This is a genomic window from Cupriavidus sp. L7L (genome assembly GCF_004353535.1).
Classification (GTDB): Bacteria; Pseudomonadota; Gammaproteobacteria; order Burkholderiales; family Burkholderiaceae; genus Cupriavidus; species Cupriavidus oxalaticus_A.
In genome coordinates, this window is sequence record NZ_SMNY01000021.1 from 52,083 (window position 1) to 78,543 (window position 26,461).

The following is a 26,461-nucleotide window of genomic DNA, read 5'->3' on the forward strand; positions in this document are numbered from 1 at the left end:
ATTCCCCATTGCGGCAGCGTACACTGTGGCCTCGAGACCACCGGAGCCACCCCCCCATGCCCTCCCTGCGTACCCTCTACCCCGAAATCGAGCCCTACCACTGCGGCACGCTCGATGTCGGCGACGGCCACGTCCTCTCTTACGAGCGCGTCGGCACGCCGGGAGCCAAGCCGGCGGTGTTCCTGCACGGCGGCCCCGGTGGCGGGATCTCGGCCGACCATCGGCGGCTGTTCGACCCGGCGCGCTATGACGTGCTGCTGTTCGACCAGCGCGGCTGCGGACGATCGACGCCGCATGCCGGGCTGGAGCACAACACCACGTGGCACCTGGTCGACGATATCGAGCGGCTGCGCGAACTTGCCGGCGTGGAGCGCTGGCTGGTCTTCGGCGGCTCCTGGGGCTCGACGCTCGCGCTGGCCTATGCGCAGAAGCATCCGCAACGCGTCAGCGAACTGGTGCTGCGCGGCATCTACACGGTGTCGCAGGCAGAGCTGGACTGGTACTACCAGTATGGCGTGTCCGAGATGTTCCCCGAGAAATGGGAGCGCTTCCAGGCGCCGGTGCCCGAAGCGGAGCGCGGCAACATGATGGCGGCCTATCGCAAGCTGCTGACCGGCGACGACAAGGACAAGCAGGTCGAAGCCGCGCGTGCCTGGAGCGTGTGGGAAGGCGAGACCATCACGCTGCTGCCGGATGCCGGCAACAGCGCCAAGCATGACGACAGCCACTTCGCGCTTGCCTTTGCGCGGCTGGAGAACCATTACTTCACGCACCGCTGCTGGCTGGAGGATGGCCAGCTGCTGCGCGATGCGTACAGGCTGGCAGATATTCCCGGGGTCATCGTGCATGGCCGCTATGACATGCCGTGCCCGGTACGCTATGCGCATGCCCTGCACAAGGCCTGGCCGAAGGCCGATTTTCACCTGATCGAAGGGGCGGGCCATGCGTGGACGGAACCGGGGATCATGGACCAGCTGATCGCCGCCACGGACCGCTTCGCCGCGGCGTAGCGCTGGCGCGCCGACAGGAGACCACGATGCAGCTCTACGCACGCGCCGTCGACGAGGCGCGGCCCTATCGCTCGCTCTTTCCGCCGGGCGCGCCGGACCGGGACTGAAAGCAGCCGGCGATCGCCGGCGGCAAGCGACAGGATGCCATTCGCCCCTCCGGCCGCCGCTCAGCGCAAGCGGCCATGTGTCGCGAGCAAGGTCAGAGGACGCGCCAGCAGTGTACTGGCCAGCGCCATCAGCAGCAGCCCCGAGAATGCCGTCGTGCTGATGACGCGCGCGTCCAGCAGCACGGTCAGCACCACCACCTCGACCAGTCCCTTGGTCTGCAGCAGCGCGCCCAGCGCGAGCGACTTGCGCCAGCCCATGCCCGCGCGCAGCGCCGGCAGCGCAACGCCGGCCATCTTGCCGGCAATGGCGACGACCAGCGACAGTGCGGCGATCCACAGCGTCATCGGTTCCTGCAGCGAAATCTCGGTACGCAGCCCGGCGGCAAGGAAGAAGAACGGCAACAGCACCACCACCGTCATCGGTTCCAGCTGCTGGCGCACGCGCTGTGCCGCCTGCGACGGCCAGGCCAGCCCGGCGACGAAGCCGCCCATCACGTGATGCAGCCCGGCCAGCTCGCCCAGGAATGCCGACGCCAGCACCAGGAAGAAGGCGACCGCCAGCAGCAGTTCCGTCTCCTGCGCGCGGCGCAGCAGCCAGGCGAGCGCGGGGCGCACCACGCCGAACATGAAGGCGAGGTAGGCGCCGGCGCGCACTCCGGTCACCAGCGCGCTGGCGCCTTGCTGGCTGCCCTGCTGCAGCAGCACCAGCGTCAGGAACAGCCACACCCACGCGTCATTGACCGCCGCGCAGCGCAGCGCGAGCTGGCCCAGCGGCGTGCCGGTCAGCCGCATCTCGCGCAGCAGCGCGCCTAGCACGGGCAGCGCGGTGACCGCGGTGCAGATCCCCATCGCGCAGGCGAACCAGTAGGGATCGGCATGCTCGCCCGCCACCGGCCAGCCGGCGCGGATCATCCACCATCCCGTCACGCCGCCGAGCACGAACGGCGCCGCGATGCTGCCCAGCGAGATGCGCAGGGTGTCATGCCAGTGCGTCGTCGCCGCGTCTTCGCGCAAATGCAGGCCGGTCAGGAAGCAGAACAGCGTCACGGCGAGCCATTGCAGGCCGGACAGCATCGGCAGGTGATCGGGGCCGAACAGCGCCGACCAGCCCTGGGGCGCCAGCTGGCCGAACACCGACGGCCCGAGCAGGATGCCGGCCAGCACCTGCACCGCCACCAGCGGAAAGGCGGCCTGCAGGCCCGCGCCGCGCCACAGCAGGTAGGGAAGCGCCACCACCAGCATGGCCTGCAGGAAGAAGATGCTTACCGCGTTCATCGGATCTCCCCGGCCATGCCTTACCCGAACATCCCGCCGTTGACCGAAATCACCTGCCGCGTGATATAGCCGGCATCGGGCGACAGCAGGAAGGCGACGGTGGCGGCAACCTCGTCCGGCGTGCCCATGCGCCGCGCCGGGATCAGGCGCAGCGCTTCCTCGCGCACGTGCGCCTCGACCATGTCGGTGTCGATCAGGCCGGGCGCGACGCAGTTGACCGTGATGGCGCGCTTGGCCAGTTCGATGGCGAGCGCCTTGGTGGCGCCGATGATGCCCGCCTTGGCGGCGCTGTAGTTGGCCTGCCCGCGGTTGCCGACCAGTCCGGAGACCGACGACAGCGTGACGATGCGGCCAGGCTGGCGGCGCTGCACCATCGGCATCACCACCGGGTTGAGCACGTTGTAGAAGGCATCGAGGTTGGTGTGCACCACCTCGTCCCATTCGGCGCCGGTCATGGCCGGGAAGGCCGCGTCGCGGGCCAGCCCGGCATTGCAGACCACGCCGTAGTAGCAGCCGTGCGTGGCGATGTCGGCCAGCAGCGTGGCCGCTGCCTCGTCGCGGCGGCTGACGTCGAAGCACAGCACGCGCGACCTGCTGCCATGGGCGCGCACCGCGTCGGCCACGGCTTCGGCCTCGTCGCGGCGTGCGCGGCAATGGACCACCACGTCATAGCCATCGCGCGCCAGGCGCAGCGCGATGGCGCGGCCGATGCCACGCGACGATCCGGTGACCAGTACGGTCGGATTGGTCATGCTTGTTGTCCTTGCAGAATTGCCATGCCGGCTCGGCGGCGGTCAGACGTTGCAGAATTCTTCCAGCACCGCCATGCGGCGGCGCGGATCGGCGACGAACGGGTTGTTGCGGTCCCAGGCATAGCCGGCCAGCACCGCGCTGATCATGCTGCGGATCTCCGGCGTGGCATTGGGGTAGAAAATCAGCTTCTGGAAGCGGCCTTCATACCATGCTTCGACAAAGACGCGGAAGCAATCCACGCCCGCTCGCAGCGGCTGCGCGAAATCCTTCTCCCAGTCCACCGCTTCGCCGCCGAGCTGGCGCACCAGGCACTCCACGGCCAGGCTGGCCGACTTGAAGGCAATGGTGACGCCGGAGGAAAACACCGGATCGAGGAATTCGCCGGCATTGCCGAGCAGCGCGTAGCCATTGCCCCACAGCGAACTGACGTTGGCCGAATAGCCCGCGATCTGCCGCGCCGGGGTGTCCCAGCAGGCATCGGCAAGCAGGCTCGCCAGCCCGGGCTCCTCGGCCACCAGCGCGCGCAGCCGCTCGGTCTCGGTGCCGGTGTAGTTGTCCAGGAACGCCTTCTCCGCCACCACGCCGAGCGAGCAGCGGCCGTCCGAGAACGGGATGGTCCAGTACCAGACATCCGGGTGCTGCGGATGCACGCTGATCAGGATCTTGTTGCGGTCGAAGCCCCCCGGCACGATCCGGTCCTCGACATGGGTGAAGAGCGCGCTGCGCACCGGGAAGCCCGACGGCGACTCCAGCTTGAGCAGGCGCGGCAGGATGCGGCCGAAGCCCGAGGCATCGAGCAGGAATTTCGCGCGCACCCGGTACCGGCTGCCGTCCGGCGCGCGCACCGTCACCTCGGGCTGCGCGCCGCTGACATCGACGTTCTCGACCAGATGCGCGAAACGGACCTCGGCGCCCTGGCGTGCCGCCTCGCGGATCAGCACATCGTCGAAGCGGGCACGCTGCACCTGGTAGGTCGTGCCCCAGCCGGGAGAGAATTTTTCCCGGAAGTCGAAGGTGGTGTGCTGGCCGGCGCGGGAGAACGCGGCGCCGTTCTTGTACTGGAAGCCGGCTTCGACCACCGCGCGCAGCATGCCGGCACTTTCGATATAGGCCATGCTCTGCGGCAGCAGACTCTCGCCGATCGAAAAGCGCGGGAAGATTTCCTTCTCGATCACCAGTACCGGGATTCCGTGCTTGCGCAGCAGGCCCGCCGCGACCGAGCCGGCCGGGCCTGCGCCGATGATGACGACATCCGTGGTTTCCGTTTGCATGGTGTCCGATCCTTGTTCCTGGTCAGGCCGGCGGGGTGGGCGCCGCCGGCAAACGCAAGAATATGGCGGTAAATCGTCGCCAGTTGGCGTTCCAGCAACATCTTGAAACCATTTCAGGGCGCTGTCGCGCGGAATCGGGTGTGCAGCAAAGGTGCTGCAAGGGGCGCAATAAAAAGAGCATGGCGGCCGCGTTTATTTCGCTGCCCGCCATCTGACGGTGCGCTTGCCGGCAAGCCTGCCCAACTCCCGGCAAAATGTGGGACCGTGGTCACACCCCCCTTCCGGAGAATCCCATGCCAGCCACCCCCATGCCCTACCGCCGCCTCGGCGTCAGCAACCTGCGCGTTTCGGCGCTGTGCCTGGGCACCATGATGTTTGCCGACCAGACCGACGAGGCCGAGGCGGCGCGCATCGTTGCCAGCGCGCGTGACCACGGCGTGAATTTCATCGATACCGCCGATGTCTACACCAAGGGCGCGTCGGAGCAGATGGTCGGCCGGCTGCTGACCGCGAACCGCCACGACTGGGTGCTGGCGACCAAGCTCGGCAACGCCATGCAGCCCGCGCCCAACCACTCGCACTACTCGCGCGTGTGGATCACGCGCGCGGTCGAGGACAGCCTGCACCGGCTCGCGACCGACTACATCGATATCCTCTACCTGCACCGCGACTATCCCGGCGAGAACCTGGAAGAGGCGGTCCGCGCGATGGGCGACCTGGTGCGCAGCGGCAAGATCCGCTACTGGGCGGTGTCGAACTTCCGCGGCTGGCGCATTGCCGAGATCGCGCGGCTGTGCGGCGAGCTGGGCGTGCCGCGCCCGGTGGCCTGCCAGCCGTACTACAACCTGCTGAACCGCTTGCCCGAGGTGGAGATCCTGCCGGCTTGCGAGCACTACGGCCTGGGCGTGGTGCCCTACAGCCCGGTGGCGCGCGGCGTGCTGACCGGCAAGTACGCGCCCGGACAGGCGCCGGAACAGGGCACGCGCGCCGGCCGTGCCGACCGCCGCATGATGGAAACCGAATTCCGCGAAGAATCGCTGGTGATCGCACAGCAACTCAAGGCGCATGCCGAGGCGCGCGGCCTGACGCCGGGGCAGTTCGCCACGGCGTGGGTGCTGGCCAACCCCATCATCTCGTCGGTTATCGCGGGGCCGCGCACGCTGGCGCAGTTCGAAGATTACTTCGGTGCGCTCGGGGCTGCGATCACGCCCGACGAAGAATCGATGATCGATGCGCTGGTCGCGCCGGGGCATGCGTCGACCCACGGCTACAACGACCCGGGCTACCCGTTCGGGGGAAGGCCGGTGGCACGCGCGCAGCAGGCATGACAGCGACGCACGCCGGCGGTGCAGGGCACGCCGGCATGTGGCGCAAGCGCGTCTCCGAATGACGCGCGTTAGCGACGGCGCGATGCACGGCGAGGGTCAATAACGCCATGACCTCGCGCATGCTTGATGCACGCCGGCCAGACTCCTACTAATATCAAGACAGGCGGCACGCGCAATGCGCGTGCCGCGAGAACATTGCGCTTCGAGCTGGTGCGCGGATTCCGATGCGCGCAACGCCGGCCAAACAGGGAAGCCCAAACGTGTCGCGTCGTGGCTGGATTTTCGCTGGCTTGGCGGTCGCCCTCACCGGGGGCGTCTACGTCGTGTATAGCTTTGTCGCGAGCGAAGTGCGCAATTCGCACTGGCAGGCGCGGCTCATCGGCGAGCTCGGCCAGCGGCTGACCTTCGAGATCCAGCCTGGCGCCAGCGACAGCATCCGCTTTCCGCATTCCGGTCCTTACGACGCACGCATGGGCTACGGCCTGCTGCCGCAGTTCGCGCAACGGCTGCAGCAGCGCGGCTACGTTCCCGCCGAGCAGGCGCGCATGTCGCCCGACATGGTCAGGCTGATGGACCAGGGCTTGTTCGCGCCGTACCGCGAGAAGAACCAGGCCGGCCTCCTGCTGCGCGACTGCAACGGGCTGACGCTGGCGTTCGAGCGCTATCCGCAGCGCCAGTATCCCGACTTCGCCACGGTGCCGCCGCTGCTGGTGAGCGCGCTGCTGTACGTCGAGAACCAGGGCCTGCTCAACCCCGAATACCCCAACATGAACCCGGCGCTGGACTGGCGCCGGCTGTCGCGCGCGGTGCTCGACCAGTTCATCCGGCTGGCCGACCGTTCGCACGACGCGCCCGGCGGCAGCACGCTGGCCACGCAGATCGAGAAGTACCGGCACTCACCCGAAGGACGCACCGCGTCGATCCCCGAGAAATTCCGGCAGATGGCATCGGCGTCGTTGCGCGCTTACCTGGACGGACCCGACACGCAGCGCGCGCGCGAGCGCATCGTGGTCGACTACCTCAACACCGTGCCGCTGTCGGCGCGCGAGGGCTTCGGCGAGATCAACGGCATCGGCGACGCGCTGTGGGTGTGGTATGGCGAGGACTTCGGCGAGGTCAACCGGCTGCTCAAGGAAATGGACCAGCGCGCGCCCGAGCCGCGCCAGGCGCAGGTATTCAAGCGAGCGCTGTCGCTGATCATCTCGCAGCGCCGGCCGTCTTACCATTTGCGCCGCGACGACACCAACCTGGATGCGCTGACGGCCAGCTACCTGCGTCTGCTGGCCGCCAACAGCGTCATCACCGCCGAGCTGCGCGACGCGGCGCTGGCGCAGCCGCTGGACAAGGCCGCGCCGCCGCAGCGCGGGCCGCAGGAGCCGTTCGTCACGCGCAAGGCCGTCAACCGCGTTCGCGCCGATGTCACCCGCCTGACCGGCGTGGAAAGCCGCTACGACATGGACCGGCTCGACCTGACGGTCGACAGCACCATCAACCGCGAGGCGCAGCGCATCGTCACCGAGACGCTGCAGCGCGTGAACAACAAGACGGACGCGCGCGCCATGGGCCTGTACGGCCATAACCTGCTGCGCGACAACGACGACCCGTCGAAGCTGATGACCAGCTTCACGCTGTTCGAGCGTGTCGGCAACGCCAACGTGGTGCGGGTGCAGGCCGACAACATCGACCAGCCGTTCGACATCAACAGCGGCGCGCGGCTGAACCTCGGTTCGACCGCCAAGCTGCGCACGCTGGTGACCTACCTGGAAATCATCAGTGAGCTGCATGCGCAATACGCCGGCATGGGCCGCGCCGAACTGGCCGGGGTGCGGCTGGCACGGCAGGATGTGCTTGCCCACTGGGCGGTGGATTACCTGTCCAAGGCGAAGAAGCCCGAGGAGCGCGAACTGATGGCGATGCTCGAGGCCGCGATGGAGCGCAAGTACTCCGGCAGCGCCGGGGAAGGCTTCTACACCGGCGGCGGGCTGCAGAGCTTCACCAACTTCGAGCGCTCGGCGGGCGAGCGCAACATGACCGTGCGCATCGCGTTCCAGCATTCGGTCAACCTGGTCTTCATCCGCATGATGCGCGACATCGTGCGCTACGAGACCTTCCACGCCAATCCGGACATCGGCGACCTGTTCGAGGACCGCAACGCCCCGGGCCGGCGCGAGTACCTGGAGCGCTTTGCCGACCAGGAAGGCAGCGCCTACATGGTCAACTTCTACCAGCGCTACCGCGGCAAGACTTCCGAGCAGCGGCTGGATACGCTGCTGGGCCGCGTGCGCATGACCATCCCGCACATCAACGCGGTGCGCATGTCGGTGACGCTGCTGAGCGCGCGCCCCTACCTGGACGAGGACAGCTATATCCGCATCATGCGCGCGCGCCTGGGCGACAAGCAGCTCGCCAAGGAAGACCTGCCCGCGCTGTACCGCAAGTACGGCAAGGACAAGTTCAACCTGAACGACCGCGGCTACCTGTCACGGGTGCATCCGCTGGAACTGTGGATGGTGGAGTACCTGGACCAGCACCCCGACGCCACGCTGACGGAGCTGCTGCGCGCCAGCACGGCGGAGCGCCAGGAAGTCTACAAGTGGCTGTTCAAGACGCGCAGCAAGGCGGGCCAGGACAACCGCATCCGCACGCTGCTGGAGCAGGACGCCTTCACCCGCATCGCCAGGCGCTGGCAGCGAGTGGGCTATCCGTTCGATTCGCTGACGCCGTCGTACGCCAGTGCGATCGGCGCGGCGGGCGACCGTCCGGCGGCGCTGGCCGAGCTGGCCGGCATCCTGCTGGCCGGCGGCGTGGCCACGCAGAGTGCAGCGGTGCGCAGCCTGGCCTTTGCCGACGGCACGCCCTACGCCACGCGCTACGTGCTGCAGCCGGGCCCGGGCAAGCGCGTGCTGCCGGCCGAGGTGGCCGAGCTGGCGCGGCGTTCGATGCTGGATGTGGTGGAACGCGGTACCGCCAAGTCGATCCGCGGCGCCTTTACCGTGCCGGGCCGCGACGGCGCGACGCTGGTGGTGGCGGGCAAGACCGGCACCGGCGACCAGCGCTTCCAGGTGTACGGGCCGGGCGGGCGGCTGATCTCGTCGCGCTCGGTGAACCGCTCGGCGACGTTCGTCTTTACGCTGGGCGAGCGCTTCTTCGGCACCGTGGTGGTCAATGTGCGCGAGCCGTACGCGGTGCGCTACAGCTTTACCAGCGCGCTGGCGGTGCGGGTGCTGCGCGCGATCGCGCCGCAGGTGGCGGCGATGGCGCCAGGCGGCGACCGTGCGCTGCTGCGCTGCCGTGATGCGGCGCCGGGCCTGCGCATGCCGCGCGTGCCGACCATGGCGTCACCGGCCGAAGCCGTGCCGGGCGCCAGCATGGCGCAGGGGCTGGAAGCCCCGCCGCCCCGCGCCGACGCGGTGGCTCAGCCCGCGGCGCCTGCGCCGGCCAAGCCCGAAGCGCCGAGCCTGGCCGACGCCAACGATGCCATCACCGTGCGCAAGGCCAGTCAGCCCTTGCGGCGGACCATGCCGTAGATCACCAGCAGCACGATCGCTCCGATCACCGAGGCGATCCAGCCAGCCGGTTGGCCCGGCTGGTACCAGCCCATCGCGCGGCCGACGTAGCCGGCCACCACCGAGCCCAGCACGCCGAGGATGATGGTCATGATCCAGCCCATCTTGTCTTCGCCGGGCTTCACCGCCCGTGCGATCAGTCCGACGATGAGGCCAACGAACACGGTGCCGATGAATGCCATCATGGTGCGCTCCCGGTAGTGGACTGCTTAGGATGGGGGCCGGCTGCATGGTGTAGCCGGCTGCGCTTCATGATACACGCAGCCGCCGGCCGCGTATGACGCTGACGTGACAGCGCCGCTGCGGTCAGGCGCGCGCCAGCCGGAACTGGCCGACGGCCCGGTGCAGCATGTCGGCCTGGTCCTCCAGCGACGCCGCCGCGGCCGCCGCCTCTTCCACCAGCGCCGCGTTCTGCTGCGCCATCTGGTCCATCTGCGACACCGCCTGGTTGACCTGCTCGATGCCGCCGGTCTGCTCCTCGGTGGCGGCCCGCATCTCGCCCATCAGGTCGGTCACGCGCTTGACCGCTGCCACGATCTCGTCCATCGCCTTGCCGGCGCTTTCCACCAGCACCGCGCCGTCTTCCACGCGCTGCGCCGAGTCGCCGATCAGCGCCTTGATCTCCTTGGCGGCGGTGGCGCTGCGCTGCGCCAGCGTGCGCACCTCGCCGGCCACCACGGCGAAGCCGCGGCCCTGCTCGCCGGCGCGCGCGGCTTCCACTGCGGCGTTCAGCGCCAGGATGTTGGTCTGGAAGGCAATGCCCTCGATCACGCCGATGATGTCGGCCACCTTGCCCGAGGCCTGCTTGATCTCGCCCATGGTGCCGACCACCTGGTTGACGATGGTGCCGCCGCGCACGGCGATGTCCGAGGCACCCTCCGCCAGGCGGCTGGCCTGGCGCGCGTTGTCGGCGCTCTGGCGCACGGTGCTGGTGAGCTGCTCCATGCTCGCCGCGGTTTCCTGCAGCGAGGCGGCCTGCTCTTCGCTGCGGCGCGACAGGTCGGCGTTGCCCGCGGCGATCTGCTTGGCGGCGCCGGCGATCGAATCGGCCGAGCCGCGGATGCTGCCGATCGCGCCGGTCAGGCGCGCCTGCATGCGCTGCATCGCGAACAGCACGCTGTGCTCGTCGCCCGGGCGCACTTCGACATGGCCGGCGAGGTCGCCCTCGGCAATGCGGCCGGCGATCTGCGCGGTGGCCGCCGGCTCGCCGCCGAGCTGGCGGTGCAGGCTGGCGGAGACGCGCACCATCACCAGCGACATCAGCGCGCCGACCGCCAGCAGCAGGCCCAGCGCCTTCCACAGCTCGGCGCGGAACGCCGCCTCGATGTCATCCAGGTACAGCCCGGCGATAAAGTTCCAGTCCCACGGGCGGAAGTTGGCCACGTAGCTCAGCTTCGGCTGCGGCGCCTCGGCGCCCGGCTTGGGCCACAGGTATTCGACGAAGCCCTTGCCGGCACCCTTGCCGATCGCGGCGATATCGCGGAACAGGTAGACGCCGTTAGGGTCTTTCATCCCCTCCATCGCCTTGCCGTTCATCTCCGGCTTGAACGGGTGCATCAGCACCACGGTGTCGGAGCGCATCAGCGTGAAGTAGCCGTCGGCGCCGAAGCGCATCGCACGCACGCGCTCGATGGCCTGCTGCCTGGCCTCGTCGGCGGGCAGCTTGCCGGCCCTGGCGAGCGCTTCGTACTCGGCCACCACCGAGACCGCGGTGTCGGTGACGTGAGCCAGGTCGAGCCGGCGCTCATCCATGCGCAGCGTGCGTATGTGCCAGGCGTTCCACAGCGTGATGCCGAGCAGGCAGACCCAGCTCAGCACCAGCGGCAGCATCAGTTTTTTCTTCAGGCTCAGGTTGTCCAGCATGCTTCCATTCCTCCTTCAGCGCATTGCGCATTGCTCATCGGTGACACGCATCTGCGGCGTCATTCGTGGTTGGCGCCTGTCCGGGCATGCGTGTGCGTCTGCGGGCTAACGGCGGGGCAGGAAACTAACTTGATTGGGGTAATACCGTCCATGGAAGCGGTGTGGTTGTTTGGCTTTAATGCATTTGCCGTATAAGTGCTGTAGTGAGCGCTTATTTTTTATGGGTGGCATGCGAGACGTGCTGCTGCCGGCTCTTGTCACGCCGTTGCCCCCGGAAATCCGGCAGAATCGGCGCGTTGCACCGACGTAGCCTTTCTTATCTCCATCATTCCCCGCGCACATGGCCACCTTGCCGAGCCCCTCCGAAAACACCCACCGCCACGACGGGCCGCTTGCCGTGTTCCTGGTGTTCCTGCACCTCGGCCTGACGTCGTTCGGCGGTCCGGTTGCGCACCTGGCGTTCTTCCGCGATGAGCTGGTGCGGCGCCGCCAGTGGCTGAGCGAGGCCGCCTATGCCGACGTGGTCGCGCTGTGCCAGTGCCTGCCTGGCCCAGCCAGCAGCCAGACCGGGATCGCGCTGGGGCTGTCGCGCGCGGGGTACGCTGGCGCGCTCGCCGCATGGCTGGGTTTCACGCTGCCGTCGGCATTGCTGATGATCCTGTTCGCGCTGGGCGTTTCGCACTACGGCATGGCCGCGGCACCCGGGGTGCTGCACGGGCTCAAGCTGGTGGCGGTGGCGGTGGTGGCGCAGGCGGTGTGGGGCATGGCGCGCACGCTGTGCCGTGGCCCGGTGCGCATCGCCATCATGATCGCCGCCACGGGCGCGGTGCTGGCGCTGCCGGGGGCGTGGACGCAGGTGGCGGTGATGGCCGTTGCGGCGCTGGCGGGCGCCCTGCTGCTGCGGCCGGCGCTGGCCGGCACGCATGAGCCGCTCGGACTGCCGGTCAGCCATCGTGCCGGGGCGCTGCTGCTGGTGGCATTCGCCTTGCTGCTGGCCGGTCTGCCGGTGCTGGCGCAGCTGAGCGCCGATCCCGCCGTGCGCCTGTTCGATGCCTTCTACCGCGCTGGCGCGCTGGTCTTCGGCGGCGGCCACGTGGTGCTGCCGCTGCTGGACGCCGAAGTGGTGGCGCCCGGCTGGGTCGGCAAGGAAACCTTCCTCGCCGGATACGGCGTGGCCCAGGCCATGCCCGGCCCGTTGTTTACGTTTGCCGCCTTCCTGGGCGCCTCGTTGCAGGTGCCGCCGTCCGGCTGGGCCGGCGGGTTGCTGTGCACGGTGGCGATCTTCCTGCCCGGCGCGCTGCTGGTCATCGGCGCGCTGCCTTACTGGGATAGCCTGCGCCGCAACCGCCGGGCACAGGCGGCTCTGGCCGGCGTCAACGCGGCCGTGGTGGGGCTGCTGCTGGCGGCGCTGTGGCAGCCGGTGTGGGTCAGCGCGGTGCGCGGGCCGCTCGATATCGTGCTGGTCGCGCTGGCGCTGGTGGCGCTGATGCTGTGGAAGCTGCCGCCCTGGCTGGTGGTGCTGGCCAGCGGCGTGGCGGGGTGGGCGGCGGGCACGTGGTTGTAGCGCCGCTGTCATAGCGGCTATAGCGGCGCATCCGAGGAGGGCGCGCGCCGCACACACACACAACAAAGCCTGCCCCTTGTAATGCGCCGTAACCTGACGCGCCCGGAACCGTTTGCGCATTCAAATGCGAACGATTATCCTTCTCTCCTGCGTCCGTCATTGTGATGGCAATGGCACAACCCCTGCGTCTTGTGTGCAAGGCGGCGCTCCAGCTTCCCAGGATTCCCAGCAGGGCCGGCCGCCGGTCCTACCGGGGCCAGCCGCCTACCACCGCGATGACCGAATCCCAGCCAGCTTTCGGCCAGCAGCGCCGCGCGTTCTGGCTCAAGCACCTTCACCAGTGGCACTGGATCAGTTCCGCGATCTGCCTGATCGGGATGATGCTGTTTGCCGTGACCGGATTTACGCTTAACCACGCATCGCAGATCGAGGCAAAGCCCGCGGTCGAGACGCGCCATGCCACCGCGCCCGCTGCGCTGCTCGACACGCTGCGCGCGCAGGAGCCCGCTGGCGACGGCAAGGCCCGCGATCGCAAGGCGCCCGTGCCCGAAGCGCTGGCCGCCTGGCTGGCACAGGCGCTCGATGTCGATGCCGGCGGGCGCGAGGCCGAATGGTCGGCCGATGAAATCTACGTGGCGCTGCCGCGCCCGGGCGGCGATGCCTGGGTCAGCCTTGAGCTCGACAGCGGCGAGGCCCAGTACGAGAAAACCACGCGCGGCGCGATCTCCTACCTGAACGACCTGCACAAGGGCCGCAACACCGGCCAGGCATGGAGCCTGTTCCTGGATGTGTTCGCGTTCGCGTGCCTGGTCTTCAGCGTCACCGGCCTGTTCCTGCTCAAGCTGCATGCGGGCGGGCGGCTGGCGACCTGGCCGCTGGTCGCCCTGGGGCTGGTGGTGCCGCTGCTGCTGGCGGTGTTGTTCATTCACTGAGCCTGGCCCTGGCCAGGCTCGCCGGCATCCCGATCGATTTTCCTGCTGCATCTCACTGACGAGGTTTCTCCGAATATGCGCCGACTGCTCTCCGTCACCCTGACCGGCATGGCCACGGTCCCGTTCGCGGGCCCCGCGCTGGCCGCCGACCTGAACGTCAAGGTGGAAATCCCGCGACTCAACGTGGCCGAGTACCACAAGCCCTATGTGGCGATGTGGGTCGAGCGCGCCGACCAGAGCCCGGTGCAGACCCTGGCGGTCTGGTATGACGGCAAGCTCAAGGAAAACGAGGGCACCAAGTGGCTCAAGGACATGCGCCAGTGGTGGCGCAAGGCCGGCCGCGACCTGAACATGCCGGCCGACGGCATCTCGGGCGCGACCCGCGCGCCGGGCGAGCACACGGTCAGCTTCCGCGACGGCAAGAACCCGCTGGGCAAGCTGCCGGCGGGCGACTATCAGCTGGTGGTCGAAGCCGCGCGCGAAGTCGGCGGACGCGAGCTGGTGCGCGTGCCGTTCACCTGGCCGCCGCAAGCCGCACAGACCACCCGCGCCAAGGGCGACCACGAACTCGGCGGTGTCACCGTCGACCTGAAGCCGTAATCCTTCCCGGAGCCTGACGATGAAACCCGCCGCCAACCTGTCTGCCATCCTGTCCCCCGCCCGTTCCCGCATGGCCACCCACATGGCCACCAACCTGGCCGTGCTCGCCCTGGCCGCGCTGGCGCCGCTGGCCGCGCACGCGCACCGCCAGTGGCTGCTGCCGTCGGCCACCGTGCTGTCGGGCAACGATTCGTGGGTGACCGTGGACGCCGCGGTCTCCAACGACCTGTTCTACTTCGAGCACGTGCCGCTGCGCCTCGACAACCTGCAGGTGACCGCACCGGACGGCAGCGCCGTCAAGGCCGAGAACGCGGCGACCGGCAAGTACCGCAGCACCTTCGACGTGCACTTGACGCAGCCGGGCACGTACCGCGTGGCGGTGGTCAACCAGGGCCTGTTCGCCAGCTACAAGGTCGATGGCCAGGCAAAGCGCTGGCGCGGCTCGGCGGAGAACTTCGCCAGGGAAGTCCCGGCCAACGCGCAGGAGCTGACGGTCACGCAGGCCGAAGGGCGGGTCGAGTCCTTCGTCACCGCCGGCAAGCCCAGCGACAAGGGCCTGCGCACCACCGGCCGCGGCCTGGAGCTGGCCCCGATTACGCATCCCAACGACCTGGTCGCAGGCGACACCGCCAGCTTCCGCCTGCTGCTCGACGGCAAGCCCGCCGCCAATCTGAAGGTCGAGGTGGTGCCGGGCGGCATCCGCTATCGCGACAAGCTGCAGGAGCTCAGCGTCACCACCGACGCCGACGGCAAGTTCAGCGTCAAGTGGCCGGCGCCCGGCATGTACTGGATGGAAGCCGAGGTGCGCGACGACAAGGCGACCTTCAAGCAGGCCAAGTCGCGCCGCGCGACCTACGCGGTCACGTTAGAAGTGCTGCCGCAATAAGCATTGCGCTGATGAACCGCATCCTGGTCCCCGTCGCGCTGCAAGCACCTCCGGTGCCGCCGGCGCGCGATGCGCGGCAGCACCGCTGGGGCGGCGCGAGCATGGGCACGACCTGGTCGGTCGTGGCCATGTTGCCGCCGGTTGCGGATGCCGATGCCATCGGCGCAGGCATCGCCGCGGTGATCGACGGCGTGATTGCGCAGATGAGCAACTGGGCGCCGGATTCCGATATCAGCCGCTTCAACCGCGCCGGGGCGGGCAGCTGGCACGAGCTGCCGCCCGATTGCTTTGCCGTGCTGCAATGCGCGCTGCAGGTGGCGCGCGCGAGCGGCGGCGCATATGACCCGAGCGCCGGGCCGCTGGTCGACCTGTGGGGTTTCGGCCCGGCGCCGCGGCGCGGCGCGCCGCCGTCGCCCGATGCCGTCCAGGCAGCGCGCGGCCGCTGTGGCTGGTCGCGCATCGAACTCGATGACGATGCAAGGCGCGCGCGCCAGCCCGGCGGCGTGTCACTGGATTTCTGCGCCATCGCCAAGGGCTTTGCCGTCGACGCGGTGGCGCGCTACCTCGACACGCAGGGTTTGGCGCACCACCTGACCGAGATCGGCGGCGAACTGCGCGGCCATGGCGTCAAGCCTGACGGCATGCCGTGGTGGGTCGCGCTGGAAGCGCCGCCGGGCCTGGGCAGCGACGAACAAGAAAAACAGGAAAAACAGCACGGGCAGACCCTGCTGGCGTTGCACGGCCTGTCCGTCGCCACCTCCGGCGACTACCGGCGCTACTTTGACCGCGACGGCCGGCGCTATGCGCATACCATCGACCCGCGCACCGGCTACCCGGCCAGCCACGCGCTGGCTTCGGTCACGGTGATCCACCCGCAGTGCATGCTGGCCGATGCGCTGTCCACCGCGCTGACCGTGCTCGGCCCCGAGGCCGGCATGGCGCACGCGCGCCGCCACGGCATTGCCGCGCGCTTCCTGGTGCGCACGCCGGGCGGTTTCGACGAACATCTTTCCCCGGCTTTTGCCGCGATGCTGGCATGAGCCGTCCCATCCTTTCACCCTTTGCCGGCGCCAGCTGGCTGGCGCTGGCCGGCGGCGTGGCGCTGTCGCTGCTGGGACCGTCGCGCAGCGCCATCGCCGCCGGCGTGGTCGCCGCCTATGCCGGCTTCTGCGGCACGGTGCTGGCGACCCACCGCCAGCGGCGCACGCGCGTGGCGGCATTGGCAGGCACCACGGACGGCGCCACGCTGGTCGCCTATGCCAGCCAGACCGGGTTTGCCGAGCAGCTCGCGCTGCAGACCGCGACCGCGCTGCAGGGCGCCGGCATGCCGGTGCAATTGCTGTCGCTGGCCGATGTCGATGCCGGCCGGCTGGCCGCCTGCCGGCAGGCGCTGTTCGTGGTCAGTACCACCGGCGAGGGCGACGCGCCCGACAGCGCCTGCGGGTTTGCGCGCCGGCTGCTGGCTGGCCGCGCGGACGGGCTGCGCGAGCTGCGCTACGGCATCCTGGCGCTCGGCGACAGCAGCTACGCGCGCTTCTGCGCCTTTGGCCACGCGCTCGACCACTGGCTGCAGCGCCATCGCGCGCAGCCGCTGTTCGACCTGATCGAGGTCGACAACGGCGATGCCGGCGCGCTGCGCCACTGGCAGAACCACCTGTCGGCGCTCAGCGGCGGCGCCGAGATTGCCGACTGGGAGCGCCCGCGCTACGGCGACTGGGTGCTGGCCCAGCGCCGCCGCCTGAATCCCGGCAGCCACGGCGCGCCGGCGTTCCACGTGGTGCTGGAGCCGCGGGACCGCGACGCGCTCGACTGGCAGCCGGGCGATATCGCCGAAGTCGGCCCATGCCATGCGCCGGCCGAGGTCGCGCGGCTGCTGGCGCGCCTCGCGCTGGACGGTGCCACGCCGGTGCGCTGCGACGCCCGCGACCTGACGCTGGCCGAGGCGCTGGCCACGCGCATGCCGCTGCCCGACGTCCACTTTGCCGCGATGCAGGCCGTACCGCCGCAGCAGCTGGTCGATGCGCTGTCGCCGCTGCCGCACCGCGAGTATTCAATTGCTTCGCTGCCGCAGGACGGCCGCCTCGAACTGCTGGTGCGGCAGGCGCGCCGCGACGACGGCCGGCTGGGGCTGGCCTCCGGCTGGCTGACCGAGCATGCAGCCGTGGGCGCGCGCATTGCGCTGCGCATCCGCGCCAACCGCAGCTTCCATCCACCCGCCGACGATCGGCCGCTGATCCTGGTCGGCAACGGCACCGGGCTGGCCGGCCTGCGCGCCCACCTGAAGGCGCGCGCCGCGGCGGCACGGCGCCGCAACTGGCTGCTGTTCGGCGAGCGCTCGGCGCAGCATGACGCCTTCTTCGCCGACGAACTGGCCGCATGGCGGGCCGACGGCACGCTGCAGCGTGTCGACCACGCCTGGTCGCGCGACGGCGCCACGCCGCACTACGTGCAGGACGCGCTGCGCGCGCAGGCGGCGCTGGTGCGCGAGTGGGTGCAGGAAGGCGCGGCCATCTATGTTTGCGGCAGCCTGCAAGGCATGGCCGGCGGCGTCAACGAGGCCCTCACGGAAATCCTCGGCGAACCCGCGCTGCGCCAGCTTGCCGACGAGGGCCGCTACCGGCGCGACGTCTACTGATTGCACCACGTGCCGTGCGGAGATCGGCCGCGCCTTCCTTTACCCACTCGCGCCCCGGCCGCGCATGCACTATCTTCGGTGTGGACTGCAAAGCATTTGCAGCGAACACAGAACCGAGGAGACCTGATGCGACGCACCCCCCGCCGCCTTGCCGCTGCGCTGGCTTTGGCTGCCACCACCGTTGCCACCACCATCCCCGCCGCCATGGCCGAGGCGCCCGCGCGCGCCGACCCCCTGGCCGTTCCCGGCCTGGAGAAACCCGCGACCGTGCTGGTCGACCGCTGGGGCGTGCCGCATATCTACGCCGGCACGCTTTACGACGCCTTCTACGTGCAGGGTTTCATGGCAGCGCGCGACCGCCTGTGGCAGATCGACCTGTGGCGCAAGCGCGGCCTCGGCGAGATGGCGAAGGACTTCGGCCCCGCCTATGCCGACGGCGACCGCATGGCGCGCGCGGTGCTGTTCCGCGGCGACATGTACCGCGAATGGCTGGCCTACGGCTCCGACGCCAAGCGCGTCGCCGAGGCCTTCGTTGCGGGCGTGAACGCCTACGTGGCGCTGACCGAGCAGAAGCCGGAACTGCTGCCGCCCGAGTTCCGCAAGCTCAACTACAAGCCCGCGCGCTGGCAGGCCGAGGATATCGTGCGCATCCGCCACCACGGCCTGACGCTGAACTTCACCGGCGAGATCGATCGCGCCCGCCTGTTCTGCGAAGCCAAGGCCGATGCCGTGCGCGCCGACTGGATCCGGCGCGAGCTCGACCCGCCGGTCGAACCCAGACTCAGCGCCGGCCTCGATCCCTGCACGGTGCCCGCTGCCGAGCTGCGCCGTGCCTACGAGCTGGCCACCGCCGCTGCGCGCTTTCCCAAGGACGCATGGAGCGGCGCCCAAAACGCCAGCATCCCGCTCGACCAGCTCTACGCACTGGTCGACCCCAACAGCGACACCGGCCGCAGCCTCGGCTCCAACAACTGGGTCATCGGCGGCAAGCGCACCACCACCGGCCGGCCGATCCTGGCCAACGACCCGCACCGCTCGCATGGCGCGCCCAGCCTGCGCTACATCAGCCACCTGAACGCGCCCGGCATGTCGGTGATCGGCGCGGGCGAGCCGTTCCTGCCAGGCATCTCGATCGGGCACAACGGCACCATCGCGTTCGGCCTGACGCGCTTCTACATGGACCAGGAAGACCTCTACGGCTACGAGCTGAACCCGGCCAACGCGCGCGAATACAAGTACAAGGGCCGCTGGGAGCCGATGGAGACCGTCACCGAGGAGATCGTCGTCAAGGGCGAGTCAGCACCGCGCAAGGTCACCGTCGACTTCACCCGCCACGGCCCGGTGCTGTACGCCGACGCCGCGCGCGCCTGGGTGCTGCGCGCCGCGTGGCTCGACTACGGCATGGCGCCGTACTTCGGCTCGATGGACTACATGCGCGCGCGCAACTGGGACCAGTTCCGCGCCGCCATGAACCGCTGGGGCGCGCCCGGCGAAAACCAGGTCTATGCCGACACCGGCGGCAATATCGGCTGGATCCCCGGCGGCCTGACCGTGAAGCGCCCCAACTGGGACGGGCTGACGCCGGTGCCGGGCGACGGCCGCTATGAATGGGCCGGCTACCGCAACATGGACGAGCTGCCGTGGGCCTACAACCCGGCGCCCGGCTATATCGTCACCGCCAACGAGAACAACATCCCGCCCGAGCATCCGGCGGCAAAGCCGGGCGTGGGCTACGAATGGAGCGACAGCTCGCGCGCGCGGCGCCTGAAGGCGGTGGTGGGCGCCAGTCCGCGCAGCTCGGTGCAGGACTCGATGGCGTGGCAGAACGACACGGTGTCGCTGCCGGCGCAGCGCGTGGTGGCGCTGCTGAAGGACGTGCGCAGCGACGACGCGCAACTGGCGCGCGGCCTTGACCTGCTGCGCGGCTGGGACGGCAACGAACGCGCCGACAGCGCCGCGGCGGCGTTGTTCGAAGTCTGGTTCAGCAAGCACCTGCGCCCGGCGGTGGTGCGCGCGGCCTTGCCCGCCGATGCCGCCCGGCTGGTCGGCGCCGGCGATGCAGCGCGCGTGGTCGCGGTGCTGGAGCAGCCAGATCCGTGGATGCCGGCGGCGCGGCGCAATGCGGTGATGCTCGAATCGCTGAAGGCCGCGCTGGCCGAGGTGGAAGGCAAGCTCGGCCCCGACCCGCGCGGCTGGCAATGGGGCAAGCTGCACACCGCGGTGTTCACGCATCCGATGGACCCGATCCTGAACGACGCCGAGCGGCAGCAGTTCAACATCAACGCTGGCCCGATCGGCGGCTCGGCCTTTACGCCGATGAATACCAGCTACCGAAACAACGATTTCCGGCTGACCGCGGGGGCCTCGTTCCGCATGGTGCTGGATGTTGGCAACTGGGACGGCTCGCGCGTGATCAACACGCCGGGGCAGTCGGGCAATCCTGCGAGCGCGCATTACCGCGACCTGGCGCCGTTGTGGGCCAAGGGGGAGTATTTCCCGCTGGTTTATACGCGCAAGGCGGTGGAGAGGGTGAGCAGGGAGAGGTTGGAGCTGGTGCCGCAGTAAGAACCTTCAACCGGCGCATCGCAAGCTCAACCGTCTGCCGCAAGCTACCACCCCCTGCAAACGCACCCCTCTCCCGCAAGCGGGCGAGGGGTGCAAACCGCCAGCAGGTGGAAGACTCTCGCCTTACTTCAACAACCCCAACACCGCCTCAGCCCCCGCCTCCGACGACGCCGGGTTCTGCCCCGTCACCAGCCGTCCCGCCACCGCAACGTGGCTGGCCCAGTCATCTCCTCGCGTAAACCGCCCGCCGCTGGCCTTCAGCACATCCTCCACCAGGAACGGCACCACCTCGGTGAGCTGCACCGCCTCTTCCTCGCTGTTGGTAAAGCCCGTGACTTCCTTGCCCTGGACCAGCGGCTGCCCGTCCGCGCCCTTGACGTGCCGCAGCACCCCCGGCGCATGGCACACGGCGCCCACCGGCTTGCCGAGCCGGTCGAACTGCTCGATCAGCGCGATCGAACGCTTGTCTTCCGCCAGGTCCCACAGCGGGCCATGGCCGCCGGGATAGAACACGGCGTCGAAGTCGTCGGCCTTTACCTGGTCCAGCGTCAGCGTGCTGGCCAGCGCCTGCTGCGCGGCGGTGTCGGCGCGGAAGCGGCGGGTCGCATCGGTCTGTGCATCCGGATCGTCGCTCTTGGGATCGATTGGCGGCTGGCCGCCTTTGGGCGAAGCCAGCGTGATGTCGGCGCCGGCGTCCTTGAAGACGTAGTAGGGCGCGGCGAATTCCTCCAGCCAGAAGCCGGTCTTCTTGCCCGTATTGCCAAGCTGGTCGTGCGAGGTCAGCACCATCAGGATTTGCATGTTCGTTCTCCGGTTTTGCGTCCACGGTCAGCCGGGGCAGCCCCGGCATTGGCAACATCCTACGCAGCTGGATATGATTCGAAAACTTCGAATCTTCGATTTCTGCCATCCAAAAAATGAATATCGTCAGCAAGGACCTGAACCTGCTCTACGTCTTCCATGTGCTCTACCAGGAAGGCAATGCCTCGCGCGCGGCGGCGCGCATGGCGCTGAGCCAGCCGGCGCTCAGCCACAAGCTGAACCGGCTGCGCGACGAACTGGGCGACCCGCTGTTCGTGCGCGCGCCGCGCGGCCTGACGCCGACGCCGCGCGCGCACGAGCTGGCACCGCAGGTGCAGCGGCTGGTGGCGGAACTGGATGCCTTCTACGAGGCCTGCGATGGCCGCGATTTCCTTGCGCGCGGCGAGGCCGTCCATCTCTACACCACCGACTACATGGAGCAACTGCTGCTGCCCGCGTTGCTGCCGCGGCTGCGGCGCGACGCACCCGGGCTGGTCGTGGTCACGCATAACACCCGCGGCGAGCTGCCGCGCGAGGAGCTGGAAAAGGGCACCTGCGACCTGGCGATCGCGGGGTTCTACGAAGACCTGCCGGATACCTTCCACCAGCAGCGGCTGTGCAGCGAAGACTTCGTCGTGCTGGCATCCAGGTCCAACCCGCACCTGGCGCGCGGCCTCGATCTCGATGCATTCCTGGCTTGCGAGCACCTGCTGACGACGCTGACCGGCGACCTCAACGGCGTGGTCGACCGCGCGCTGGCGGCGCAAGGGCGCAAGCGCAAGGTGGTGGCGGGGCTGTCGAGCTTCCTGGCGCCGAGCCGGCTGGTGCGCGGCACGGCCTTGCTGCTGACCTGCCTGCGGTCGGTGGCGGATGAGGCGGTCGCGCGCGACCCGGACCTGTTGCTGCTGCCGGTGCCGTTTGCCTTGCCCAGGGTGGAGATGATGCAGATCTGGCATGCCCGCACCGACGCCGACCGGCTGCGGCGCTGGCTGCGCCAGCAGATCCAGGAAGTGGCCGGCTCGGTGCAGCCGCAGCCGCTGTTGCAGCCATAGCCGCAGGACAGGCCTGCGGCGCGCAAGCCGGCCCGGCCAGCGGTCAGGCGCGGTTGACCACCGGCACCAGCGCCCCCTGCACCGCGCGCGCGGCGTCGGAGGCGAGGAACAGGATCACGTCGGCCAGCGCATCGAGGGCGACCCAGCGCGAGGTATCGGCATCCGGCATGGCCTGGCGGTTCTCGGGCGTGTCGAGGATGCTGGGCAGCACCGCGTTGACGCGGATGCCCTGGTCGCGCAGCTCGGCCGACATCGATTCGGTGACACGCGCCAGCGCGTCCTTGGACGCGCAGTAGGCGCCCATCTGCGCCAGCCCGCGCGCCGCCGAATTAGCGCCCACGTTGACGATGGCGCCGCCGCCGGCGGCCAGCATGTGCGGCACCACCGCGCGCGCCATGTTCAGCACCGTGCCCACGTTCATGTCGAACAGGCGGTTCCAGTCGGCGGCGCTGGTCTCGTGGATGCCCGTGCCCATCGCAAAACCACCGGCCAGGTTGCACACCACGTCGATGCGCCCGCACGCCTGCACGGCTGCGCCGATGGCCTTGCCGAGGCTGTCCGCATCGAGCAGGTCGGCCTGCAGCGCCAGGTGGCCGCTGCCGACTTCCGGCAATGGTGCGTCGTGACGGTCCAGCAGCACCACGCGCGCGCCCGCCTGCGCGAAGGCGTGCGCGACTGCGCGGCCCAGGTTGCCGCGTGCGCCGGTGACCAGTACGTTCTTGCCGTTGAAGTTCATTTGCGTGCTCCTGCGCCGTGGCGGCGCGCATTGTCGTGATCAGGCTTCACACCGGCTTTTACCATCGTGGCCGGCAGCGAAAAACGCAAGCCAGTCTACGCAACGGCACGCAACATAAGCTTGCGAAAACACCTCGGGCTAACCCTCGAAACACACAGGAAGTTGCGCGCGGGCCTTATCGCTTGCGCCGTACCAGGGTCTTCGCGGGCACAACGCCTGCAGCCGCCGCTTCCTTCGCCGCGGCTTCTTCCAGGAACTGCACCAGCAGCTGTGCCGCGGGCGACAGCAGCGAGAAGTCGCGGCAGCAGATCGCAAAGCGCCGCCGCGCCCAGTCGTTGCGCAGCGGGATCACGCGCAGGCCAAAGGCCGTGGCGACCAGTGTGGCGATCTCCGCCGGGATGATGACGATGCCGAGTTCCGCGCGCACGCAGCGCAGCGCGGCGTCGAAGGTGGACACCACCGCGCGATGCGCCATGCGGCGGCCCAGGATCGCGGCATAGCGCGTCAGCATGATCTGCACCGCGGTCTGCGCCGGCATGGCGATCTGATCGTAGTCCAGCGTGTCTTCGAACAGGCAGGTATCCGCGCGCGCCAGCGGGTGCCCCGCGTGGACCACGGCGGCGAGGTGGTCGGTGCGGTAGGGGCGGGTCTGGAAGCCTTCCAGGTCGGCCGCGTCCCAGCAGATGCCCAGCGGCGCCGTGCCGTCGCGCAGCGCGCGCACCACTTCGCTGCTCAGGCTCTCCTCGATCGTCACGCGCACGTCGCGGTGCGCCGGCAACTGCATGAAGGCGGCGATGTCGTCCGGCAGCGATTCCGCCATGATCGACACCGTGGCGAGCAGGCGCACCTGCCCGCGCACGCCGGAGCCGTAGTCAACCATGTCGCGCGTCACGCGGTCGGCCGCCGCCAGCATGGCGCGCGCATGACCCAGCACGATCTCGCCGGCGGGGGTGGGGATGACACCGCGGCGGCGGCGTTCCAGCAGCGTGGCGCCGACGGTCTCTTCCAATTGCGCCAGCCGCTTGCTGATGGCGGACGCAACGATGTGTTCCTGTTCGCCCGCGCGCGCCATGTTGCGGGTTTCGCAGACGGCGACGAACAGGCGCAGCGTGGTGAGGTCGAGGTCTCGCATGGCGGGGGCAACTTGGTTTCCGGATTGGAATGCTACGCCGCCTGGAGGCGCGATGACATCGCATCCGGGAAATCCCGGAGCGTGACAGAGGGCACGTGATGACTTTCCGTTTCGGCATGTCTGGATGCGTAAACCATCGCTTCAGCTTGCCTGGAGAAACTCATAGAGTTATCCCGTCGCCCCCGCACGGACGCCTCACCAGTCCCCGAGAACCATGACCCTTTCCTTCCCCAGCCAGGCCGTGATCCGCGAAGTCGGTCTGCGCGACGGCCTGCAAAGCATCCGCACCATCCTGCCTACCGCCAGCAAGCTCGCCTGGATCCGCGGCGCCCACGCCGCCGGCCTGCGCGAACTGGAAGTCGGTTCGTTCGTCCCCGCGCGCCTGTTGCCGCAACTGGCCGATACCGCCGAACTGGTCGCGTTCGCGCGCACGCTGCCGGGTATGTTCACGTCGGTGCTGGTGCCCAACCTGCGCGGCGCGCAGGACGCGCTGGAGTGTGGCGCCGACCTGATGATCGTGCCGCTGTCGGCCAGCCACGCGCACAGCCTTGCCAATCTGCGCAAGACGCCCGATGAAGTCGTGGCCGAAGTGGCGCGCATCCGCGCCGCGCGCGATGCCAGCGGCGCGAAGACGCTGATCGAAGGCGGCGTCGGTACTGCGTTCGGCTGCACGCTGCAGGGTCATGTCGATGCCGATGAAGTGCTGCGGCTGATGCAGGCGCTGCTCGATGCCGGCGCCGACCGCGTCAGCCTGGCCGATACCGTCGGCTACGCCGATCCGGTCATGGTGCGCGAGCTGTTCGCGCGCGCTATCGCCATCGCCGGCGAGCGCTTCTGGTGCGGCCATTTCCACGACACGCGCGGGCTCGGGCTGGCCAATGTCTATGCCGCGCTCGAGGCCGGCGTGACCCGCTTCGACGCCTGCCTGGCCGGCATCGGCGGCTGCCCGCATGCGCCCGGCGCCAGCGGCAACGTTGCCACCGAAGACCTTGCCTACCTGCTCGGCAGCATGGGCATCGACACCGGCATCGACATCGGGCGCCTGCTGGCGCTGCGTGAAGACGTGGCCGGCTGGCTGCGCGACGAGACCCTGCACGGTACGCTGTGGCGCGCCGGCCTGCCCAAGACTTTCGCGGCCGAGCGCGTCGCGGCCACCGTTTGAGAACCAACATGCCCCAAGACAGCAACAGCAATTCCCTGCCGCTCGCCGGCGTCCGCGTGGTCGAATTCACGCACATGGTGATGGGCCCCACCTGCGGCATGATCCTGGCCGACCTCGGCGCCGAGGTGATCAAGGTCGAGCCGCCCGGCGGCGACAAGACGCGCAACCTGCCGGGCCTGGGCATCGGCTTCTTCCGCGCCTTCAACCGCAACAAGAAAAGCGTGGTGCTCGACATCACCACCGACGAAGGCCGCGCCGCCGCCGCCGAACTGGCGGGCCAGAGCGACATCCTGCTGGAGAACTTCCGTCCCGGCCTGATGCAGAAGCTGGGGCTGGACTACGCCACGCTGTCGCGCGACTACCCGCACCTGATCTACGTCTCGCACAAGGGCTTCCTGCCCGGCCCGTACGAGAACCGGCTGGCGCTCGATGAAGTCGTGCAGATGATGGGCGGCCTGTCCTACATGACCGGCCCGAGCGGCCGGCCGCTGCGCGCCGGCACCTCGGTCAACGACATCATGGGCGGCATGTTCGGCGCGATCGGCGTGCTCGCCGCGCTGCGCGAGCGCGACCGCACCGGCAAGGGGCAGGAGATCCAGAGCGCGCTATTCGAGAACTGCGTGTTCCTGGCCTCGCAGCACATGCAGCAATTCGCGATGACCGGCGAGCCGCCGCCGCCGATGCCGTCGCGCGTGTCGGCGTGGAGCGTGTATGACGTGTTCACGCTGGCGCAGGACGAGCAGCTTTTTATCGGCGCGGTCAGCGACAAGCAGTTCGTCACGCTGTGCCACGTGCTTGAGCATCCGGAACTGATCGACAAGCCGGAGTACGCCAGCAACACCGCGCGCGTGGCCGTGCGGGCGCAACTGCTGGAAGAACTGGGTGCGATCCTGCGCCACCATCGTTCCGCGGAACTCGCGCCGAAGCTCGAAGCGGCCGGCATTCCCTATGCGCCGATCGTGCGCCCCGACCAGTTGCTCGACGATCCGCACCTGCTCGCCAGCGGCGGACTGGTGCCGATGCAGGCCGACGACGGCTCGACCACGCCCACGGTGCTGCTGCCGTTGCTGATGGGCGGCCGCCGCCCCGGCGTGCGCAGCCCGCTGCCGAGGCCCGGCGAGCACAATGAAGAGATCCTGGCGCAGCTCGGCAAGGGCCGCGGCTGAACTGCGCCTGCCCGGCAGGCCGCGGCACAGCGGCGCCGGCATCGCCCCACGATAACG

Annotated in this window: 22 protein-coding genes and 1 pseudogene; 15 read left to right on the forward strand and 8 right to left on the reverse strand. The window is 69.3% G+C overall.

Annotated features, from left to right (window positions below; translation table 11 throughout):
* Positions 1–56 precede the first annotated feature (56 nt).
* Complete coding sequence (pip, locus tag E1J61_RS19140) at positions 57–1,010, forward strand: prolyl aminopeptidase (RefSeq protein WP_133095608.1); 954 nt, start codon at positions 57–59, stop codon at positions 1,008–1,010.
* Positions 1,011–1,045: 35 nt separating this feature from the next.
* Positions 1,046–1,117 (forward strand): annotated as a pseudogene (locus tag E1J61_RS19145) (glutathione S-transferase family protein); the annotation flags it as partial.
* Positions 1,118–1,177: 60 nt separating this feature from the next.
* Here E1J61_RS19145 and E1J61_RS19150 read toward each other — a convergent pair.
* The 3 genes from E1J61_RS19150 to E1J61_RS19160 are packed head-to-tail and all read right to left on the reverse strand — an operon-like array spanning position 1,178 to position 4,416.
* Positions 1,178–2,392 carry a cation:proton antiporter gene (locus E1J61_RS19150; RefSeq protein ID WP_133095609.1) on the reverse strand — a complete coding sequence of 405 codons (1,215 nt, stop codon included), beginning with the start codon at positions 2,390–2,392 and terminating at the stop codon, positions 1,178–1,180.
* 20 nt (positions 2,393–2,412) lie between these two features.
* On the reverse strand, positions 2,413–3,144 hold the full coding sequence (gene fabG, locus E1J61_RS19155) for a 3-oxoacyl-ACP reductase FabG (RefSeq protein WP_133095610.1): 732 nt from the start codon (positions 3,142–3,144) through the stop codon (positions 2,413–2,415).
* A gap of 42 nt (positions 3,145–3,186) precedes the next feature.
* Positions 3,187–4,416: an NAD(P)/FAD-dependent oxidoreductase gene (locus E1J61_RS19160; protein WP_133095611.1), complete on the reverse strand. Its 1,230-nt coding sequence runs from the start codon at positions 4,414–4,416 to the stop codon at positions 3,187–3,189.
* Between the two features lie 35 nt (positions 4,417–4,451).
* On the opposite strand from E1J61_RS19160, the gene E1J61_RS19165 reads away from it, so the two are divergent.
* The 3 genes from E1J61_RS19165 (at position 4,452) to E1J61_RS19175 (ending at position 9,271) form a co-directional block, all read left to right on the forward strand.
* Positions 4,452–4,631 (forward strand): hypothetical protein, encoded by a 180-nt coding sequence (locus E1J61_RS19165; protein ID WP_133095612.1) that lies wholly within the window; start codon positions 4,452–4,454, stop codon positions 4,629–4,631.
* Positions 4,632–4,709: 78 nt separating this feature from the next.
* Positions 4,710–5,744 (forward strand): aldo/keto reductase, encoded by a 1,035-nt coding sequence (locus tag E1J61_RS19170; RefSeq protein WP_133095613.1) that lies wholly within the window; start codon positions 4,710–4,712, stop codon positions 5,742–5,744.
* A 260-nt stretch (positions 5,745–6,004) separates the two neighbouring features.
* Positions 6,005–9,271 carry a transglycosylase domain-containing protein gene (locus E1J61_RS19175; protein ID WP_133095614.1) on the forward strand — a complete coding sequence of 1,089 codons (3,267 nt, stop codon included), beginning with the start codon at positions 6,005–6,007 and terminating at the stop codon, positions 9,269–9,271.
* On the opposite strand, the gene E1J61_RS19180 is transcribed toward E1J61_RS19175, so the two are convergent.
* Positions 9,244–9,495: a GlsB/YeaQ/YmgE family stress response membrane protein gene (locus tag E1J61_RS19180; RefSeq protein ID WP_133095615.1), complete on the reverse strand. Its 252-nt coding sequence runs from the start codon at positions 9,493–9,495 to the stop codon at positions 9,244–9,246. The genes E1J61_RS19175 and E1J61_RS19180 overlap by 28 nt on opposite strands.
* Before the next feature lie 121 nt (positions 9,496–9,616).
* The gene (locus tag E1J61_RS19185; RefSeq protein ID WP_133095616.1) at positions 9,617–11,173 is read right to left on the reverse strand and encodes a methyl-accepting chemotaxis protein; all 1,557 of its coding nucleotides are present in this window, start codon (positions 11,171–11,173) and stop codon (positions 9,617–9,619) included.
* 340 nt (positions 11,174–11,513) lie between these two features.
* On the opposite strand from E1J61_RS19185, the gene chrA reads away from it, so the two are divergent.
* The 7 genes from chrA to E1J61_RS19220 all read left to right on the forward strand — a co-directional run bounded on the left by chrA (position 11,514) and on the right by E1J61_RS19220 (position 20,355).
* Complete coding sequence (gene chrA, locus E1J61_RS19190; protein ID WP_133095617.1) at positions 11,514–12,737, forward strand: chromate efflux transporter; 1,224 nt, start codon at positions 11,514–11,516, stop codon at positions 12,735–12,737.
* A 275-nt stretch (positions 12,738–13,012) separates the two neighbouring features.
* Entirely contained in the window at positions 13,013–13,669 is a 657-nt protein-coding gene (locus E1J61_RS19195) for a PepSY-associated TM helix domain-containing protein (RefSeq protein WP_133095618.1), read from the forward strand.
* Positions 13,670–13,744: 75 nt separating this feature from the next.
* On the forward strand, positions 13,745–14,269 hold the full coding sequence (locus tag E1J61_RS19200) for a DUF2271 domain-containing protein (protein WP_133095619.1): 525 nt from the start codon (positions 13,745–13,747) through the stop codon (positions 14,267–14,269).
* 19 nt (positions 14,270–14,288) lie between these two features.
* Positions 14,289–15,155, forward strand: coding sequence for a DUF4198 domain-containing protein (locus tag E1J61_RS19205; protein ID WP_133095620.1), 867 nt, complete (start codon positions 14,289–14,291; stop codon positions 15,153–15,155).
* 11 nt (positions 15,156–15,166) lie between these two features.
* Positions 15,167–16,195: an FAD:protein FMN transferase gene (locus E1J61_RS19210; protein ID WP_207951232.1), complete on the forward strand. Its 1,029-nt coding sequence runs from the start codon at positions 15,167–15,169 to the stop codon at positions 16,193–16,195.
* Positions 16,192–17,790 carry a sulfite reductase flavoprotein subunit alpha gene (locus E1J61_RS19215; protein WP_207951233.1) on the forward strand — a complete coding sequence of 533 codons (1,599 nt, stop codon included), beginning with the start codon at positions 16,192–16,194 and terminating at the stop codon, positions 17,788–17,790. The genes E1J61_RS19210 and E1J61_RS19215 overlap by 4 nt, the downstream gene beginning before the upstream one ends.
* 126 nt (positions 17,791–17,916) lie before the next feature.
* Positions 17,917–20,355 carry a penicillin acylase family protein gene (locus E1J61_RS19220; RefSeq protein WP_133095621.1) on the forward strand — a complete coding sequence of 813 codons (2,439 nt, stop codon included), beginning with the start codon at positions 17,917–17,919 and terminating at the stop codon, positions 20,353–20,355.
* 123 nt (positions 20,356–20,478) lie between these two features.
* Here the strand turns inward: E1J61_RS19220 and E1J61_RS19225 are convergent, their stop codons facing one another.
* On the reverse strand, positions 20,479–21,156 hold the full coding sequence (locus E1J61_RS19225; protein ID WP_133095622.1) for a type 1 glutamine amidotransferase domain-containing protein: 678 nt from the start codon (positions 21,154–21,156) through the stop codon (positions 20,479–20,481).
* Between the two features lie 116 nt (positions 21,157–21,272).
* Between E1J61_RS19225 and E1J61_RS19230 the strand changes: the two genes are divergently transcribed.
* Positions 21,273–22,208 (forward strand): LysR family transcriptional regulator, encoded by a 936-nt coding sequence (locus E1J61_RS19230; RefSeq protein WP_133095623.1) that lies wholly within the window; start codon positions 21,273–21,275, stop codon positions 22,206–22,208.
* Positions 22,209–22,251: 43 nt separating this feature from the next.
* Here E1J61_RS19230 and E1J61_RS19235 read toward each other — a convergent pair whose 3' ends face one another.
* Positions 22,252–22,944: an SDR family NAD(P)-dependent oxidoreductase gene (locus E1J61_RS19235; protein WP_133095624.1), complete on the reverse strand. Its 693-nt coding sequence runs from the start codon at positions 22,942–22,944 to the stop codon at positions 22,252–22,254.
* Positions 22,945–23,119: 175 nt separating this feature from the next.
* Positions 23,120–24,076, reverse strand: a complete 957-nt coding sequence (locus E1J61_RS19240) for a LysR family transcriptional regulator (RefSeq protein ID WP_133095625.1) — start codon at positions 24,074–24,076, stop codon at positions 23,120–23,122.
* Between the two features lie 214 nt (positions 24,077–24,290).
* Between E1J61_RS19240 and E1J61_RS19245 the strand changes: the two genes are divergently transcribed.
* Both E1J61_RS19245 and E1J61_RS19250 read left to right on the forward strand, forming a co-directional pair.
* The gene (locus tag E1J61_RS19245) at positions 24,291–25,238 is read left to right on the forward strand and encodes a hydroxymethylglutaryl-CoA lyase (RefSeq protein ID WP_133095626.1); all 948 of its coding nucleotides are present in this window, start codon (positions 24,291–24,293) and stop codon (positions 25,236–25,238) included.
* Between the two features lie 8 nt (positions 25,239–25,246).
* The gene (locus E1J61_RS19250) at positions 25,247–26,404 is read left to right on the forward strand and encodes a CaiB/BaiF CoA-transferase family protein (RefSeq protein ID WP_133095627.1); all 1,158 of its coding nucleotides are present in this window, start codon (positions 25,247–25,249) and stop codon (positions 26,402–26,404) included.
* The last annotated feature ends 57 nt before the right edge of the window (positions 26,405–26,461 follow it).